Origin of the sequence: Planobispora longispora (assembly GCF_016863135.1) — a bacterium.
In the GTDB taxonomy this organism is placed as follows: domain Bacteria; phylum Actinomycetota; class Actinomycetes; order Streptosporangiales; family Streptosporangiaceae; genus Planobispora; species Planobispora longispora.
Map to the genome: position 1 here is coordinate 52,782 of NZ_BOOH01000028.1, position 16,743 is coordinate 69,524.

Genomic DNA, 16,743 nt, shown 5'->3' on the forward strand with positions numbered 1-16,743 from the left:
CCGGGTCCGGTAGCCGTACCCGGGGCCGGCGGTCAGGGGCGCAGGCCGGATTCCAGGAGGGCGAGGGCCTCGTCGGCCACGTCGGCCAGGCGGCGGGCGCCGTCGCCCGCCGTCCAGGAGAACAGCGCCGGGATCAGGGCGCCGACCACGGCCCCGGCGACCGTGCGGGCGAGCGGGTCGGCGGCGTCCCGGCCCAGGCGGCCGGCGACGCCCTCGGCGAGCACGCCGACGGCGCCGACGAGGTGGTCGACGGTCCGGGCGCGCAGGGCGGGGTGGCCGAGCAGGAGCTTGGCGCGGGCGAGGATCCGCCGCTCCTCCTCCGCGGAGATCCGCGCGAACGCCTCCCGCGTCGCGGCGCGCAGCGCGGGCACCGGCGCCAGTCCCGCGGGCTGCCCGGCCAGGAGGGCGGCCACGGGCGGGTCGTAGTCGTCCTGGAGGACCACGTCCTCCTTGGCGGGGAAGTAGCGGAAGAACGTGCTGGGCGAGATCTCGGCCGCCTCGGCGATCTGCTCCACCGTCGTCGCCTCGTAACCCTGCTCGGCGAACAGCCGCAGGGCCTGCTCCCGGATCGTCCGCCGGGTCCTGGCCTTCTTGCGTTCGCGCAGCCCCTCGGCGTGCGGTGGTGAGCTCATCCGCAGATTCTCGCCCCTGTACGGCGCACGTGAACACCGGCGCGTCGCAGCCACCGCAAGTGATTTCTGTCCGCGGAGGAAGGTGGTCGCGTGAGTCAAAGAGACGTAATCTTCATTACATGGAAAACGAGGAAGCAATTGAGAAACTCCGGGGCTGGTTCTCCGGCAGGCTGCCCGACGGCTGGTTCGAGGGCCCGCCGGAGATCGTGCTCGACCGCGAGGAGATCACGGTGATCGGCGCGCTCGGGGTTCCCGCCCTGGCGGAGGACGCCTCGGAGGTGGAGCGGGCCGCCGCCGTGGAGGGCGGGGTGCAGCGCTTCCGCGAGGAGACGCGGGACCGGCGCATCGAGATCGCCAGGGAGGCGGAGCACCGCTTCCGGCGGAAGGTCTCCTGGGGCGTGCGTGCGGGTGACCAGACGGTGATGTTCACCACACTGTCGGTTCCCGTTATGACGCGGTTGCGGCAGCCGGAGCGCCGCGTGCTGGACACTCTCGTCGCCGCCGGGGTGGCCCGCAGCCGCAGCGACGCCCTCGCCTGGTGCGTGCGTCTGGTGGGCGCCCACACCGACACCTGGCTGGCCGACCTGCGCGACGCGCTGCAGCAGGTCGACCGGGTTCGCGCCTCGGGCCCCGACCTGACTTCCTGAGGCTGGACAGGGGGAACGGCCGATGAATTGGTCTGAACCACTCTGAATAATGGTTTAGACCTCCGCTATTGGCCTATACCACTGCCGGAAACGCTTTCTTTAGAATCCTCTTCTCTGGGTAGGTCCCTCCGAACGCCACGGTCCCTGCCAGGTCATACGCCCGATGGCAGGCGTCGGACCGGGGTCGTGACGACACCTGACCGGACGCATTCACTGGTCTACGCCAATTGGATTAAGTCTGGTTTCGTCGTCAATGATGATTTGGCCCTGAGAGCGTGAGGAGCTGCCACAGTGACCGCAACCGTTGACGTATCCACCTCCACCCCGACCACCCACGAGGGACTCGCGGCCTGGGTCCGGGAGATCGCCGAGCTCACCCAGCCCGACAGGATCGAATGGTGCGACGGCTCCGAGGCCGAGTGGACGCGCCTGACGAATCTGCTGGTCGAGCAGGGCACGTTCACGCGGCTGAGCAAGCGGCAGAACAGCTTCTACGCCGCCTCCGACCCGAGCGACGTCGCCCGCGTCGAGGACCGCACCTACATCTGCTCCGAGAAGGAGGAGGACGCGGGCCCGACCAACAACTGGATCGCCCCCGCCGAGATGCGCGCGACCTTCGGCGAGATCTTCGCCGGGTGCATGCGCGGGCGGACCATGTACGTCGTCCCGTTCTGCATGGGCCCGCTCGGCGGTGAGATCTCCCAGCTCGGCGTCGAGATCACCGACTCGCCGTACGTGGCCGTGTCGATGCGGGTCATGACCCGGATGGGCGAGCCCGCCCTGCGGCTCATCGAGGAGCGCGGCGACTTCGTCAAGGCCGTTCACTCGGTCGGCGCCCCGCTGGAGCCGGGCCAGGCCGACGTGCCCTGGCCGTGCAACTCCACCAAGTACATCAGCCACTTCCCCGAGACCCGCGAGATCTGGTCGTACGGCTCCGGCTACGGCGGCAACGCCCTGCTCGGCAAGAAGTGCTACGCGCTGCGCATCGCCAGCACCATGGCCCGCGACGAGGGGTGGCTGGCCGAGCACATGCTCATCCTCAAGCTCACCCCGCCGAACGGGGAGACCCGCTACGTCGCGGCGGCCTTCCCGTCGGCGTGCGGCAAGACCAACCTGGCCATGCTCCAGCCGACCATCCCCGGCTGGAAGGTCGAGACGATCGGCGACGACATCGCCTGGATGCGCTTCGGCGAGGACGGCCGCCTGTACGCCATCAACCCCGAGGCCGGCTTCTTCGGCGTCGCGCCCGGCACCGGCGAGTCCACCAACGCCAACGCGATCAAGACGCTCTGGGGCAACAGCGTCTTCACCAACGTCGCCCTCACCGACGACGGCGACGTGTGGTGGGAGGGGCTCACCGACGAGCCCCCGGCGCACCTGACCGACTGGAAGGGCCGCGACTGGACCCCGGACAGCGACGAGCCCGCCGCCCACCCCAACGCCCGCTTCGCGGTGCCCGCCGGGCAGTGCCCGACGATCGCCCCCGAGTGGCAGGACCCCAAGGGCGTGCCGATCTCGGCGATCCTCTTCGGCGGCCGCCGCGCCTCCGCGGTCCCGCTCGTCACCGAGGCGCTGAGCTGGAACCACGGCGTCTTCATCGGGGCGAACATCGCCTCGGAGAAGACCGCCGCCGCCGAGGGCACGGTCGGCGAGCTGCGCCGCGACCCCTTCGCGATGCTCCCGTTCTGCGGCTACAACATGGGCGACTACTTCGCCCACTGGGTCAAGATCGGTCAGCGCGAGGGCGCGAAGCTGCCGCGCGTCTACTACGTGAACTGGTTCCGCAAGAACGCCGACGGGAAGTTCATCTGGCCCGGCTTCGGCGAGAACAGCCGCGTCCTCAAGTGGATCGTGGAGCGCCTCAACGGTGAGGCCGGGGCCGTCCCGACGCCGATCGGCCTGCTCCCGGACGAGCTGGACACCGACGGCCTCGACATGCCCGCCGAGGACCTGAAGACGCTGCTCAGCGTGGACACCGAGATCTGGAAGGAGGAGGCGGCGCTGATCCCGGCCTTCTTCGAGACCTTCGGCGACCACCTTCCCAAGGAGCTCTGGGACGAGTACAACGCCCTGGTCGACCGCCTGGGCTGATCGCCTGACCGGGACCCCGCCTCTCGCCGTGTGCGAGAGGCGGGGTCCCGTGCGTACCCTGGTCACGGACCTGACTGGACCGTGACATACGGGCTGCAACTTCCGTGCCCTCCCGTACGTCTATCTGCTACGGGGGCGTGCGCCCCCGGCGTTTCCCGGAGGTGGGCATGGACATCGTCCTGGTCGTCATCGCGGCGATCCTCCTCGTGGTGGTCCTCACCACGACGACTGCTCTGAGCGCCGAGCAGCGCAGGGTCCGCAACGCCGCGGCCAACTACCGCGGCGGCCCGCTCAGCCCCTACGAGCTGGCCTATCTGGCCGGAGGACCGCTCCGCACCGTCAACACCGCGCTCGGCATGCTGGCCAAGGGCGGCGGCATCCGGGTCTCCCGGGGCGCTCAGGTCTCCCTCGTCGCCGGGGCGCCGCCGTCCCCGGACCCGGTCGAGCAGGCCGTCCTCGACGCCCTCGCCGCCCGCTCGGGCGTCTCGCCGGTCGGGGAGCTGCGCCGTGCGGTGGCCGACGGGGAGGCCATGAACGGCCTGCGCTACCGCCTGCTCGGCATGGGACTGCTGGTGCCCGACGGGGCCCTGGCCGGGATGGGGGGCCGGCTGAACCGGCTGGTGACCGTCTCGGTGCTCGCGGCGATCTTCACGATCGGCACGCTCGTCATCGGGCTGTCCAGCGGTCTGACCGTGGTCGCGATGCTGGTCGGCGCCCTGGCGACGGTGCTGGGGCTGTCCGCCTACCGCAGGCAGAAGCGGACCCTGCGCAACGTGCTCAGCAGGGCCGGGCACGACGTGCTCGACTCCGCCCGCCGCGTCCACGTCCGCGGCGCCCGTCCCGCCACCGCCGACCTGGCCTTCGCGATCGGCGCGCCCGTGGCCCTGTACGGCCTCAGCGAGCTCGACGACCCGGCCCTGACCGAGGAGCTGGCGCACCGCGACCAGGCCACCGGCTCCGTGGGCGGAGCCTGCGGCGGCGGGTCGGGCGGCTCCGGCGACGGCTCCTCCTACGGTGACAGCTCCTCCTACGGCGGCGGGGACATCGGCTCCGGCGGCTGGGGCGGTGACTCCGGCGGCGGGTCGAGCGACTCCGGCGGCGGATCGAGCTGCGGCGGCGGTGGCGGCTGCGGCGGAGGCTGCGGCGGTGGCTGAGCGGCTGGGCGTCGGCATCGGCTGGCGGCCGGAGATCGACCTCACCGTGGAGCGGCTGCCCGGCATCGGGTTCGTCGAGGTCATCGCGGAGAACATCCGCCCCGACCGGCTCCCGGAGTCGCTGCGGGTGCTGCGCGCCCGGGGCGTGCCGGTGATCCCGCACGGCGTCGGGCTGGGAGTGGGCGGCGCCGAGCCGCCGGATCCGGCCCGGCTGGCGCATCTGGCCGCGTGCGCCGAGGCGCTGGGCGCGCCGCTGGTCAGCGAGCACCTGGCCTTCGTCCGCGCGGGCGGGCTGGAGGCCGGCCACCTGCTGCCCGTGCCGCGCACCCGCCGGGCGCTCGGCGTGGTGATCGAGAACGTGCGCCGGGCGCAGGACGCGCTCGACGTCCCGCTGGCCCTGGAGAACGTGGCGGCGCTGTTCGGCTGGCCCGAGGACGAGATGACGGAGGCGGCCTTCCTCGGCGAGCTGGTCGCCGCGACCGGGGTCAAGCTCCTGATCGACGTGGCCAACCTCTACACCAACCAGGTCAACCTGGGCCTGTCCGCCGTCGAGGCGCTGGACGGCCTGCCGCTGCAGGAGCTGGCCTACGTCCACGTCGCCGGCGGTCACGCGCATGACGGCGTCTGGCACGACACCCACACCGCGCACGTCCCCGGCGACGTGCTCGCCATCCTGTCGGAGTTGTGCGCCCGGGTGGATCCGCCCGGCGTGCTGCTGGAATGGGACGACCGATATCCCAGCGACGAGGAGCTGGAGGCCGAGCTGGGCCGGATCCGCGGGGCGATGGCGCGTGCCTGAGCCCGGTCCCCGGCCCGCGCCCGGCCCGCCGTCCGGCCTCGGCTCCCCGTCCGGTCCCGGCTCCCCGGCCGCTCCCGAGGCCCGGGACGAGCTGGCCAGAGCGCAGGCCGAGCTGCTGGCCGCCCTGGTCGCGGGCGGGGAGACGCCCGCCGGGTTCGACGAGGAACGGCTGCGCATCCAGGCCTCCAGCCTGATCGCCAAGCGGCGGGGCCAGGTGGCGCGGCTCCGGCCCGACCTGGTCAGAGCCCTCGGCGGTGACTTCGCGGCCGAGTTCGCCGCCTACGCCCGGGGCCGGCCCAAGCCTCCCGGGGGGTCCCGGGCCGACGCCCGGGACTTCGCCGAAGGACTCAGGGCGGCGGGGCGGATCCCGGGAGACCCGGATCCGGAGCCGTCTCCGCGGCCGGGATGGTGGTCCCGCCTGGTCCGGCGCCGGGGACGGTGACCGGCGGCGGGAGCCGGTGGGAATAGTCAGACCCGAAAAGTCCGTCAATTCCTGATGAATCCGTAGAGAGGGCGAGAGCGGTCCGCAGGGCGGCGATAATTGCCTGTCAGCGCCCCTCGACGGCGGGCGTTGAGGGGAGGGCTCCAGACATGGGCGTGCGCGACATCGTCTACCGGCTGTACGAGCGGCGGCTCGAGGCGAAGCTGTCCCGGGAGCGGGACATGGTTCCCCGTCACGTCGGCGTGATCGTCGACGGCAACCGCCGCTGGGCCCGGGCGATGGGCATCGAGGACGTCAGCCGGGGGCACCGCAAGGGCGCCGACAAGATCTCCGAACTCGTCTGCTGGTGCCGGGAGGCGGGCGTCGAGGTCGTCACCGTCTGGCTGCTGTCCAGTGACAACATCAACCGCTCCAAGGACGAGCTGGAACCCCTCATGAAGATCATTGAGGACGTGGTCCAGGAGCTCGTGGACGCCGGCTGGCACATCAAGCCGATGGGCGCGCTTGACCTTCTGCCGGATCACACGGCTCGTGTCCTGAAAAATGCAAAAGAAGCCACGGCGCACCGTCCGGGTTTGATTGTGAACGTTGCGGTTGGGTATGGAGGAAGGCGTGAGATCGCTGATGCGGTGCGCTCCCTCCTCCTGGAGCACGCCAGCAAGGGGGCGACCATCGAAGACCTGGTCGAGGTCCTCGATGTGGAGCACATCGCGGAGCATCTCTACACGCGCGGCCAGCCCGACCCGGATCTGGTCATCCGGACCTCGGGAGAGCAGCGGCTCTCCGGCTTCCTGCTCTGGCAGAGCGCCCACTCCGAGTTCTACTTCTGCGAGGCCTACTGGCCTGACTTCCGCAGGGTCGACTTTCTGCGGGCTCTCCGCTCGTACGCCGCTCGGCACCGACGGTACGGAACCTGAAACGCAACGTGAACACCCCCTTTCGGTCAGGATTATCCCATTGGAATGGGGGAATTCAGGACGTACCGTAAGAGGTAGGCGGATAAACCCCGCCTACTCCGGAGAGGGCCCGCCTTTGCGTCACGACCCGCGAAGAAGGGCCGGTCTCCGGTCCCTCCTCGGCGTGTCGCGAGCGTGGGCCCGGGTCCGGTCCGCATCCCACCTCATGGCAGGGCGCCTGTGGCGCCCGGGGGAGAACGCGTGGCACACCCTTCGTCCTCATCCGCGTCGCCGGTCGCCGGTCGGCGTACGTACGTCCTGGACACCTCGGTCCTCCTGGCGGATCCCGCGGCGATCAGCCGCTTCGCCGAGCACGAGGTCGTCCTCCCGATCGTCGTCATAACCGAGCTGGAGGCCAAGCGGCACCACCCCGAGCTCGGCTACTTCGCGCGCAAGGCGCTGCGGCACCTCGACGATCTGCGGGTGACACACGGACGTCTGGACGAGCCCATGCCGGTCGGCGAGGGCACCGTCAGGGTCGAGCTGAACCACAGCGACCCGTCGATCCTGCCCGCCGGCTTCCGGCTCGGCGACAACGACACCCGCATCCTGACCGTCGCGCGCTCCCTGGCCGCGGAGGGTCTCGATGTGGTTCTCGTGTCCAAGGACCTCCCGATGCGGATCAAGGCCGCGTCCATCGGGCTCGCCGCGGAGGAATACCGGGCCGAGCTCGTCGTGGAGTCCGGCTGGACCGGGATGGACGAGCTCCAGGTGACCGACGAGGACGTCGAGACGCTCTTCGATCGCGGCAGCGCGGAGCTGGCCGAGGCGCGCGACCTGCCCACGCACACCGGCCTGCGGCTGCTGTCCAGCCGGGGATCGGCGCTGGGCCGCGTGATGCCGGACAAGTCGGTGCGCCTGGTCCGCGGCGACCGCGAGGTGTTCGGCCTGCACGGACGCTCCGCCGAGCAGCGCATCGCCCTGGACCTCCTGATGGACCCCGAGGTCGGCATCGTCTCGATGGGCGGCCGGGCCGGCACCGGCAAGTCCGCGCTCGCGCTCTGCGCCGGGCTGGAGGCGGTGCTGGAGCGCCGCCAGCACCGCAAGGTCATCGTCTTCCGCCCGCTGTACGCCGTGGGCGGCCAGGAGCTCGGCTACCTGCCCGGCACCGAGAACGAGAAGATGGGCCCCTGGGCCCAGGCGGTCTACGACACCCTGGGCGCGGTCACCACGCCCGAGGTGATCGAGGAGGTCATCGACCGGGGCATGCTGGAGGTGCTCCCGCTCACCCACATCCGGGGGCGCTCGCTCCACGACGCCTTCGTGATCGTCGATGAGGCCCAGTCGCTGGAGCGGGGGGTGCTGCTCACGGTCCTGAGCCGGATCGGCGCCAACTCCCGGGTCGTGCTCACCCACGACATCGCCCAGCGCGACAACCTGCGGGTGGGCCGGCACGACGGCGTGGTCGCGGTGGTGGAGAAGCTCAAGGGCCACCCGCTGTTCGCGCACGTCACGCTGACCCGCTCGGAGCGCTCGCCGATCGCCGCGCTGGTCACCGAGATGCTGGAGGACGTGACGATGTGACCCGGGGCCGTCGGGGGATCACGGCGGGAGCCGTACTCCCTCGGCGGCCAGGTCGCGGAAGTCGGAGCAGTTGTGCTCGCCCAGCGCCTCCGGGAGGCCGGGGAACAGCCGGGTGACCTCGACACTCCAGATGCTCTCCTGCTTGTTCTGCCTGACCGTGCAGGTGATCTGGGCCAGGCCCAGCCGGGACACCCGGCCCTCGCCGGAGATGACCACGTTCAGCCGGTACCCCACGTTCCCCGCCAGGTCGTCGTGCTGGGGGACGTCGGTGTAGCGGGTGGTCTTGCTGTCGTAGTGGCTGAAGCGGGTCAGCTCGCTCGTCAGGCCCGGTCTCGGCGGCTGCTTCCCGGCGCGGAACAGGGTGTCGACGACGTTCTTGGCGGAGTCGGAGATCACCGGCACCTGGGCGGGCTCCAGGCGTCCGTCGCGGACCAGGTAGACCGTGACCCACGCCGGGCTGTAGCTGATCACCGGGGGCCGGCCCCGGTCCACCACCCCGGTGGGCTCGACGCCGCACCCGCCGAGCAGCAGGACGGCCGCGACCAGGCAGGCGATCCTTCTCATGCCGGGGGCAGCCAGACCGTGAAGAGCGTGCCCGGCTCCTGCGGGCGCACCGAGATCGTGCCGCCGTGCAGCTGGGCGTTGGAGCGGGCGATGGACAACCCGAGCCCGCTGCCGTCGCCGCGCGTGCCGGCCTTGTAGAAGCGGTTGAAGACGTGGGGCAGGTCTCCCGGGGGGATGCCCTTGCCGTGGTCGCGCACCTTCACCTCCAGTCCGTGGGGCGTGACGCGGGCGGTCACCAGGACGGGCGGCTCGCCGTGCCGCAGGGCGTTGCCGACCAGGTTGGCGAGGATGACGTCCAGGCGTCGCGGATCGACGGTGAAGGCCAACCCGCGGGGGGCCTTCACCTCCACCTTCTCCGACCAGCCCCGCATCTCCAGGCAGTCGTGGATCGCGTCGGAGATGTTCATGGTCTCCAGGTTCAGCGTGGCCGTGCCCGAGTCGAACCGGCTCGCCTCGATGAGCTGCTCCACCATGGTGCGCAGCCGTTCGATCTCGCGCAGCACCAGCCGTACGGCCGCCGCCGACTCCCGCGGCAGCCGGTCGGCCTCCTCCGACAACATGTCGGTCACCGCCGTCATCGCGGTCAGCGGGGTCCGCAGCTCGTGGGAGACGTCGGCCACGAACCGGCGGGACATCGCCTCCAGGGTCCGCAGCTCCGACACGCTGTGCTCCAGCGCGGCGGCGGTGTCGTTGAACGTCGCGGTGAGCTCGGCCAGCTCGTCCTGGCCGTGGACGGGGAGCCGGGTGTCCAGGTGCCCGGCCCCGAGCGCCCGGGCGGCCGAGCCCAGCCGGCGGACCGGGAGCAGCACCCGCTGGGCCGAGACCAGGGCCACGGCGAGCGCGATGACCAGCATGATGGTCCCGGCGGTGGCCAGCGACCTGCGCATGCCGTCCAGGAGCTGCTCCTCCGTGTCGAGGGGGACGAACACGAAGACGCTCATGCCGGTCGGCTGCGGCAGGTGGATGGGCTCGACCCGCCACACGGGAGTGCCGATCACCAGCCACATCCGGCCGTCGACCCGCTCGCGCTTGGACGCCGTGCGGTCGGCGGACCGCGCGCGCAGGTCGGAGGGGACGTCGTCCATGCCGAACTCGCCGTCGGGGTACAGGTACTCCTCGAACCGGACCACCACGCCTCCCCGCTGCGGCCGCAGGCTCTTCTGCAGGACGGTGATCTCCAGGTCGGTCGGCGGGCTGTCCCCCGGCCACAGCGCGCCGATGGGCACCCTGGCGCCCTCCAGGGTGGCCCGCATGTCCGCCAGGGCGTCCTGCTCGGCGCGCTCGATCACCCGGTGCTTGACGAGCTCGTAGCCGATCCCCGCGACGAGGGCGGAGGCCGCGACGGCGATCAGGGTGAAGGCGATGACCAGGCGTCCGCGCAGGCTGGCGTAGACGCGCCTCACGGCGACCTCACAACGATCTCACGGCGGGCTGAACCGGTAGCCGAACCCGCGCACCGTGTGGATGAACGCCGGCTCGGCCGGCACCGGCTCTATCTTGGCGCGGATCCGCTGCACGCAGGCGTCCACCAGCCGTGAGTCCGCGACATGGGTGTGGTCCCAGACGGCCCGCAGCAGGTATCTGCGGTTGAGCACCTGGCCGGGGTGGCGGACCAGCTCCAGCAGGAGCCGGAGTTCTGTGGGGGTCAGGTGGATCTCCCGGCCGGCCAGCGCGACCTTCAGCGCCCCGCGGTCCACGACCAGGTCGCCGAAGGTGATGCGGTCGGAGGAGACGGACTCCACCCGGCGCAGGACGGCGCGGATCCGGGCGTCCAGCACGCGGGGCTCGACCGGCTTGACCACGTAGTCGTCGGCTCCGGCCTCCAGGCCCACGACCACGTCGAGGTCGTCCCCCCGGGCGGTGAGGAGGATCACCGGGAGCTGGTCCATCTTGCGGATCCGGCGGCAGACCTCGACCCCGTCGATCCCGGGCAGCATGACGTCCAGGATGGCGATCTCGGGGCGACGGGACCGGACGTGGTCCAGCGCCTCCTCGCCGGTGGAGTAGGAGGTCACGGAGTGGCCCTGACGGGTCAGCGCCAGCTCGAGAGCGGTGCGGACCGAGGGATCGTCTTCAACGAGGAGAATGCCGGCCACCTGGTCATTATTCTTCCCGCATCACATAACGCCCGCTATGTCATGAAACTGTGACATGGAGGGCATACCGCCACCATAGTGATCAGGAACCCTGGTCAAGGTCCTCCTCCGGCGAACAGGGGACTGTGGGCGAGGTTCGCCATGGCAAGTGTGAGGAAAATCACAACGGCCGGTCAAGTGTCGGAAAAGTCCTTTTAACCAGGGGATCAGTCACCGGCCGCCGACCCCGCCACCCTCCGATGCCATCCGAATTCCCCGTTTCGGTTGCGGAGCACCCCCCGGTTCACGGCAAGCTCATAGGTCGTGAGTTCAGGATCGTCCCCCGAGCAGGGGAATTCCCCCTCCCGGGGGCGCAGGGCGTCCACTTCCCGCCGGAGCGGCAGGAGGTCCGCGACCACCGGGAAGGCCTCCGCCGCGGAGAGACCGCCCGCGGTCGGCAAGCCTCGCTGGCTGTCTCCCAAGCGCGCCGCCATCCTGGCCGTGACGGCGGTGGTCATCGTCGGGGGAGGCGGGTTCACCGTCTACACCGCGGTCCAGAACGCCTCGGCGGCGACCGAGCCCACGCTCACCCTCCGTGATGTGGCGAAGGCGTTCGGCGGCGGCGACCCCTTCGGTCCGGACCCCGAGTCCGACGCGCTCAAGGCCCAGGCGGTCCAGGCGCTCAAGGCGGACGAGCTCGAGCGCAAGCGCGAGGGGCGCGACCCGCTCGATCCGATCAAGATCGTCAAGGAGGCTCCCGGCGGCGGCGGGTTCGACCCGGCGCAGTTCCCGCCCGGCAGCGCCAACCCGACCGGCAACAAGGCGCTGGGCAAGCAGATGCTGGAGGCCCGCGGCTGGGCCGACCAGTGGGGCTGCCTGGAGAAGCTCTGGATGAAGGAGAGCGGCTGGAACGAGCGGGCCATGAACCGCTCCAGCGGCGCCTACGGCATCCCGCAGTCGCTGCCCGGCCACAAGATGGCCAGCGCGGGCTCCGACTGGCAGACCAACCCGGCCACCCAGATCGAGTGGGGCCTGAGCTACATCAAGGGCCGCTACGGCTCGCCCTGTGGCGCGTGGGCCCATTCGCAGGCCAAGGGCTGGTACTGAAACCCCCAGGAAAGCCTACGGATCGGCTGGTCAGGCCTGCTGAGCGCGAGCGGCGACGCATCCTGGACGTATGGGTGCGAAGGTCAGCGTGATAGTGCCGGTTCACAACCCTGGGGACACGGCCGACGCGTGTCTCCGCACGGTGGTCGAGCAGTCGATGCCCCCGCAGGACTACGAGGTCATCTTCGCCGACGACGGGTCGGACGACGGGATCGAGGAGCGCCTCGACGCCATCGCCGGAACGCATCCCAACGTCCGCGTCCTGCACCTGAAGCACATCGGCTCGCCGATGCGCGGCCGCAACGCCGCCCTAGAGATCGCCACCGGTGAGTACGTCTACCTGCTCGACCAGGCCGACCACCTGGAGCGCACGGCCCTGGAGCGGATGTACCGGCGCGCGGTGGAGACCGGCGCCGACGTCCTCGTCGGCCCGCTGTCCATCGGCACGGGACCGCCCCCGGTCGTGTTCGGCAAGGACCGGGAGCACGCCGACGTCCTCGGAGACCGGCTGCTGTCCCTGCTCACCCCGCACAAGCTCTACCGCCGGGCCTTCCTGGCGGCCGAGGGGCTCGCCTTCCCCGGTTCCGGCGGGATCCTGGCCGAGCAGGCCTTCGCCCTGCGGACCTACCTGCGGGCCGCGGCGGTGACCGTCATGGCGGGCCCGGTCTGCTGCCACGTCGGGCGGCGGCCGGAGCCGCCGGTCACTCCGCACGCCCACGTGACCGAGCTGCGCAAGCTGCTCGACGTCATCGACGAGTCGGTCCCCCGGGGACGCAGGCGCGACCGCATGTACGCGCACTGGTTCCGCACCTCGGTCCTGCGCCGGCTCGGCGGCGCCCGGTTCGTCGCGTCCTCGGCGGAGCGGTCCGTCACCTTCACCACCCTGCGCGAGCTGACCGTCCAGCGCTTCCCCGAGCGGCTGGACCACTACCTCCCGGTCAGCCTGCGGGCCCGCGCCACGCTGCTGCGCGCCGGACGGCTCGACCAGCTCGTCGCGCTGGCCCAGGCCACCCAGGGCACCCACCTCCGGGCCGAGGTCAGGGACGTCTCCTGGCGTGACGGCGCCCTCGTCATGAGCCTGACCGGCGAGATCATGTGGGGCGACGGCCGGCCGGTGAGGTTCCTCCCCCACGGCGAGGACCGCCTGCTGTGGACGTCGCCGCTCCCGCTCGACGGGCTCAGCCTCCCGCCCGACGTGGCCGACGTCACCTCCGCGGTCTCCCACAGCCGGTTCGAGGTCTACGTCCGCGACGACGCCACCGGGGCCGTCCACATGCTCCCGGTGACCTGCGCGGTGACCCGCGTGCGGGAGGATGACGGGATCAGGGTCCAGGTCACCGGAACGGCCACCTTCGACGTCGCCTCCGCGGCCCTCGGGGCGCCGCTCCCGGGCGGGCTGTGGGAGGTCCACATGCGGGTGCACGGCGGGGTCCACCAGGCCCGCGCCCGCGTGACCGGCTCGCCGGTCAACTGCACGGGAACCCCGGCGGACCAGGACAGGCGGCTGGTCGTCCCCTGGTGGTCGGACCGGGGGGAGCTGGGGATCTGCGTGGACCCCCGGTCGTTCCCCGAGTCGGTCGTCCTCGTCTCGCCCGGGACCACGGTGACCCGCCAGCACGACCAGGTCTTCGTCGTGGTGCCCGTGCCGTACCTGCCGCCGAGCGAGGGCCCGGCCGCCGAGCTGGTGCTGCGCCAGGCCCCGGACGGGACGCGCGAGGTCCGCGCGCCCGCCCTGGTCGAGCCGGGTATGCCGGGCCAGGCCGCCGCGCGGCTGATCGCCAGGATCCCGATGCGGCGGCTGCCCCGGCAGGGCTACCTGGCGCCGGGCGCGTGGATGCCGTACCTGCGGGTGGACGACGAGGAGATCGGGCTCCGCTTCGGGGTGGAGATGAGCCGCGGCGGCCGGGTGGAGATCCGCCAGGCCACCGCGCCCGCCGTCCCCGAGCGCCGGTACCCGCGGCTGCGGCGCATCGCCCAGCGGATCCCCGGCGCCCGGAACATGATCCGGGCCACCCGGACCGTGCAGCAGCGCTACATGCCCAGCTGACACTCGTTGGCGAGGTCGCCGCCGGCCGGACGCGGCAGCGTCGCGCTCGGCGGCGGGCTCTGCCGCCGCTCCACCCAGCCCTCCATGGCCTCGAACGCGCTGCGGAAGCACGGCAGCAGCGGGCGGAGCCGGTCGGGGTAGGAGGCGTACAGGCCGTCGGTGTGGGTGCCGTCGGCGATCCGGTAGTAGCGGAAGGGACGGTCGCCGACCATCTCCGCGTAGACGTCGCTGGAGCGGGAGATCGGCAGCAGCGCGTCCAGCGTGCCGTGCACGGTGATCAGCGGCTTGCCGATCCGCCCGGTCAGCGCGATCTTCCGGACGGCCCGGTACGGCTTGCGCGCGTCGTAGTCGTAGTCGGCGTCGCACGCCGGGGTGCCCGGGGCGCAGTACGGCGTGCCCGCCTCGGTGTCGCCGTCGAAGCCCGGGTCCAGCTCCTCCCGGTAGACCCGCTGGGTCAGGTCCCAGTAGAACTGGTGGTGGAACGGCCACAGGAACTCCGAGCCCCTGGCGAACCCGGCGTCGTACATCGCCTGGTCGTCACCCTCGGGGTAGGCCCGCAGCGCCGGGGGCAGGAAGTTGAGCAGGTTGTCGCCCTTGACCCGCCAGAGCGTGCCCTCCCAGTCGATCCCGCCGTCGTACAGCCACGGCCGGTTCTCCAGCTGCCAGCGGACGAGGTAGCCGCCGTTGGAGACGCCCGCCGCGTAGGTGCGCTTCGGGAGCCTGCCGTACCGCTGCCTGACGACGGCCTTGGCCGCCACGGCGATCTGCGTGACCCGGTGGTTCCACTCGGCGATCGCGTCCCCGGGCTCCCGGCCGTCCTTGTAGAAGGCGACGCCGGTGTTGCCCTTGTCGGTCACCGCGTAGGCGTAGCCCTTGGCCAGCGCCCAGTCGGAGATGGTGAAGTCGTTGGCGTACTGCTCCCGGTTGCCGGGGGTGCCCGCCACGACCAGCCCGCCGTTCCAGTCGTCGGGGAGCCGGAGCACGAACTGGGCGTCGTGCTTCCAGCCGTGGTTGGTGTTGGTGGCGGAGGTGTCCGGGAAGTAGCCGTCGACCTGGATGCCGGGGACGCCCGTCGGGTTGACCGCGCCCACCGGGTGCAGACCCGCCCAGTCGGCGGGGTCGGTGTGCCCCGAGGCCGCGGTCCCCGCGGTGGTGAGGTCGTCCAGGCAGGCGACGACCTGCTTCTCCGCCCCGGGCACCGCGATCCGGCCCTGCCGGTCGCAGTGCCCGCCCGTGGCCGCCGTCCCCGCGCCGGCGGCCGGCGCGCTCACCGTCAGCACGGCGGTGGCGGCGACCGCGAGCCCGGAGGCGAGCGCGGTCAGCCCGCGCGACCGGCTCACGACTTCACGCTCTCGGCGGCGGAGGCGGTCTCGGGGGCGTCGAGGGTGACGAGGTCACGGCCCTTCGTCTCCTTGGCGACGAAGACGGTGATCAGCGTCAGGACGGCGGCGGCGGCCACGTAGAGCATGACCGGCAGCGCGGAGCCGTACGCCTGGAGCAGGGCGACCGCGATCAGCGGGGCGAGGCCGCCGGCGACGATCGAGGCGATCTGGGCGCCGAACGACACACCCGAGTAGCGCATCCGGGTGCCGAACAGCTCGGAGAAGAACGCCGCCTGCGGGCCGTACATCGCGCCGTGCAGGACCAGGCCGACCGTGACCGCAAAGGTGATCGCGGCGAAGTTCCTGGTGTCGATCAGCGGGAAGAACGCGAAGGTCCACAGGCCCACGCCGGCCGCGCCGATCAGGTAGACCGGGCGGCGGCCCAGCCGGTCGGAGAGCGCGCCCCACAGCGGGATCGAGGCGAAGTGCACGGCCGAGCCGATCAGCACCGCGTTGAGCACGAAGCCCTTCTCCAGCTGGGCCGGCCCGGTCGCGTAGGTCAGCACGAACGCGGTGATCACGTAGTAGGAGACGTTCTCCGCGAAGCGGGCGCCGATCGCGGTGATCACGTCACGCCAGTGGTACCGGAAGACCTCGACGATGGGCAGGGTCGTGCTCGGCTTGGCGTTGGCCACGGCCTGCTGGAAGACCGGCGACTCGCTGATGGACAGCCGGATCCAGAGGCCGACCAGGACCAGCAGGCCCGAGAGCAGGAACGGGATCCGCCAGCCCCAGGAGTTGAACGCCTCGTCGGACTGGACCGCGGCCAGCACCGCCAGCACCGCGGTGGCCAGCAGGTTCCCGCCCGGCGCCCCGGCCTGCGGCCAGGAGGCCCAGAAGCCGCGCCGCGCGGGGTCGCCGTGCTCGGAGACGATGAGCACCGCGCCGCCCCACTCGCCGCCGAGGGCGAAGCCCTGCACCAGCCGGAGCGCGGTCAGCAGCAGCGGGGCCGCCGAGCCGATCGCCGCGTGGGTCGGCAGACAGCCGATCAGGAAGGTCGCGCCGCCCATCAGCAGCAGGCTGATCACCAGCAGTTTCTTGCGGCCGAGCCGGTCGCCGTAGTGGCCGAAGACCAGGGCGCCCAGCGGGCGGGCGACGAAGCCGACCGCGTAGGTGAGGAACGAGAGCAGGGTGCCGGTGAGCGGGTCGGACTTGGGGAAGAACAGCGCCGGGAAGACCAGTGCGGCGGCAGAGCCGTACAGGAAGAAGTCGTACCACTCGATCGTGGTGCCCACCAGGCTGGCGCCGACGATCTTTTTGATGGGGGTGCGGGATTTTTCTGCCATCTCACTCACCAAGGGGAGTCGCTGACGGGGGGATGTC

At 71.7% G+C, this 16,743-nt stretch carries 15 protein-coding genes; 9 read left to right on the forward strand and 6 right to left on the reverse strand.

All coding sequences use genetic code 11. The features are described from left to right. Positions 1-32: 32 nt before the first annotated feature. Positions 33-632, reverse strand: coding sequence for an acyl-CoA-like ligand-binding transcription factor (locus Plo01_RS18440; RefSeq protein WP_203891862.1), 600 nt, complete (start codon positions 630-632; stop codon positions 33-35). 119 nt (positions 633-751) lie between these two features. Between Plo01_RS18440 and abmR the strand changes: the two genes are divergently transcribed. From abmR to phoH2, 7 genes are all read left to right on the forward strand, one after another. Then, on the forward strand, positions 752-1,279 hold the full coding sequence (gene abmR, locus Plo01_RS18445; RefSeq protein WP_203891863.1) for an ATP-binding transcription factor AbmR: 528 nt from the start codon (positions 752-754) through the stop codon (positions 1,277-1,279). A gap of 291 nt (positions 1,280-1,570) precedes the next feature. Continuing rightward, entirely contained in the window at positions 1,571-3,370 is a 1,800-nt protein-coding gene (locus Plo01_RS18450; RefSeq protein ID WP_203891864.1) for a phosphoenolpyruvate carboxykinase (GTP), read from the forward strand. Between the two features lie 167 nt (positions 3,371-3,537). Beyond that, positions 3,538-4,524 (forward strand): TIGR04222 domain-containing membrane protein, encoded by a 987-nt coding sequence (locus Plo01_RS18455; protein WP_203891865.1) that lies wholly within the window; start codon positions 3,538-3,540, stop codon positions 4,522-4,524. Beyond that, positions 4,517-5,323: an MbnB/TglH/ChrH family RiPP precursor modification enzyme gene (locus Plo01_RS18460; RefSeq protein ID WP_239316600.1), complete on the forward strand. Its 807-nt coding sequence runs from the start codon at positions 4,517-4,519 to the stop codon at positions 5,321-5,323. The genes Plo01_RS18455 and Plo01_RS18460 overlap by 8 nt, the downstream gene beginning before the upstream one ends. Then, positions 5,316-5,765: an SCO6045 C-terminal-like domain-containing protein gene (locus Plo01_RS18465; protein WP_203891867.1), complete on the forward strand. Its 450-nt coding sequence runs from the start codon at positions 5,316-5,318 to the stop codon at positions 5,763-5,765. Before Plo01_RS18460 ends, Plo01_RS18465 begins: the two co-directional genes overlap by 8 nt. A gap of 149 nt (positions 5,766-5,914) precedes the next feature. Next, complete coding sequence (locus Plo01_RS18470) at positions 5,915-6,682, forward strand: isoprenyl transferase (protein ID WP_203891868.1); 768 nt, start codon at positions 5,915-5,917, stop codon at positions 6,680-6,682. Positions 6,683-6,922: 240 nt separating this feature from the next. After that, positions 6,923-8,245 (forward strand): RNA 5'-3' helicase PhoH2, encoded by a 1,323-nt coding sequence (gene phoH2 / locus Plo01_RS18475; RefSeq protein WP_203891869.1) that lies wholly within the window; start codon positions 6,923-6,925, stop codon positions 8,243-8,245. A gap of 18 nt (positions 8,246-8,263) precedes the next feature. Here phoH2 and Plo01_RS18480 read toward each other — a convergent pair whose 3' ends face one another. The 3 genes from Plo01_RS18480 to Plo01_RS18490 are packed head-to-tail and all read right to left on the reverse strand — an operon-like array spanning position 8,264 to position 10,905. Then, on the reverse strand, positions 8,264-8,809 hold the full coding sequence (locus Plo01_RS18480; RefSeq protein ID WP_203891870.1) for a hypothetical protein: 546 nt from the start codon (positions 8,807-8,809) through the stop codon (positions 8,264-8,266). Further along, positions 8,806-10,212 carry an ATP-binding protein gene (locus Plo01_RS18485; protein WP_203891871.1) on the reverse strand — a complete coding sequence of 469 codons (1,407 nt, stop codon included), beginning with the start codon at positions 10,210-10,212 and terminating at the stop codon, positions 8,806-8,808. Before Plo01_RS18485 ends, Plo01_RS18480 begins: the two co-directional genes overlap by 4 nt. A gap of 18 nt (positions 10,213-10,230) precedes the next feature. Next, positions 10,231-10,905 carry a response regulator gene (locus Plo01_RS18490; protein WP_203891872.1) on the reverse strand — a complete coding sequence of 225 codons (675 nt, stop codon included), beginning with the start codon at positions 10,903-10,905 and terminating at the stop codon, positions 10,231-10,233. Positions 10,906-11,208: 303 nt separating this feature from the next. Between Plo01_RS18490 and Plo01_RS40350 the strand changes: the two genes are divergently transcribed. Both Plo01_RS40350 and Plo01_RS18500 read left to right on the forward strand, forming a co-directional pair. Continuing rightward, positions 11,209-11,991, forward strand: a complete 783-nt coding sequence (locus tag Plo01_RS40350) for an aggregation-promoting factor C-terminal-like domain-containing protein (RefSeq protein WP_239316602.1) — start codon at positions 11,209-11,211, stop codon at positions 11,989-11,991. Positions 11,992-12,061: 70 nt separating this feature from the next. Continuing rightward, the gene (locus tag Plo01_RS18500) at positions 12,062-14,038 is read left to right on the forward strand and encodes a glycosyltransferase family 2 protein (protein WP_203891873.1); all 1,977 of its coding nucleotides are present in this window, start codon (positions 12,062-12,064) and stop codon (positions 14,036-14,038) included. On the opposite strand, the gene Plo01_RS18505 is transcribed toward Plo01_RS18500, so the two are convergent. Beyond that, on the reverse strand, positions 14,023-15,378 hold the full coding sequence (locus Plo01_RS18505) for a tannase/feruloyl esterase family alpha/beta hydrolase (protein ID WP_203891874.1): 1,356 nt from the start codon (positions 15,376-15,378) through the stop codon (positions 14,023-14,025). The two genes, Plo01_RS18500 and Plo01_RS18505, sit on opposite strands and share 16 nt — an antisense overlap. After that, a complete protein-coding gene (locus Plo01_RS18510) occupies positions 15,375-16,706 on the reverse strand; it encodes an MFS transporter (RefSeq protein WP_203891875.1) in 1,332 nt (443 codons plus the stop codon). Before Plo01_RS18510 ends, Plo01_RS18505 begins: the two co-directional genes overlap by 4 nt. Positions 16,707-16,743: the final 37 nt, after the last annotated feature.

Excerpts from the sequence above, each read along its gene's own strand:
- Plo01_RS18510 (WP_203891875.1), bottom strand. The coding sequence starts at position 16,706 with ATGGCAGAAAAATCCCGCACCCCCATCAAAAAGATCGTCGGCGCCAGC.
- abmR (WP_203891863.1), top strand. The coding sequence starts at position 752 with ATGGAAAACGAGGAAGCAATTGAGAAACTCCGGGGCTGGTTCTCCGGC.
- Plo01_RS18470 (WP_203891868.1), top strand. The coding sequence starts at position 5,915 with ATGGGCGTGCGCGACATCGTCTACCGGCTGTACGAGCGGCGGCTCGAG.
- Plo01_RS18500 (WP_203891873.1), top strand. The coding sequence starts at position 12,062 with ATGGGTGCGAAGGTCAGCGTGATAGTGCCGGTTCACAACCCTGGGGAC.
- Plo01_RS18440 (WP_203891862.1), bottom strand. The coding sequence starts at position 632 with ATGAGCTCACCACCGCACGCCGAGGGGCTGCGCGAACGCAAGAAGGCC.
- Plo01_RS18480 (WP_203891870.1), bottom strand. The coding sequence starts at position 8,809 with ATGAGAAGGATCGCCTGCCTGGTCGCGGCCGTCCTGCTGCTCGGCGGG.
- Plo01_RS18455 (WP_203891865.1), top strand. The coding sequence starts at position 3,538 with ATGGACATCGTCCTGGTCGTCATCGCGGCGATCCTCCTCGTGGTGGTC.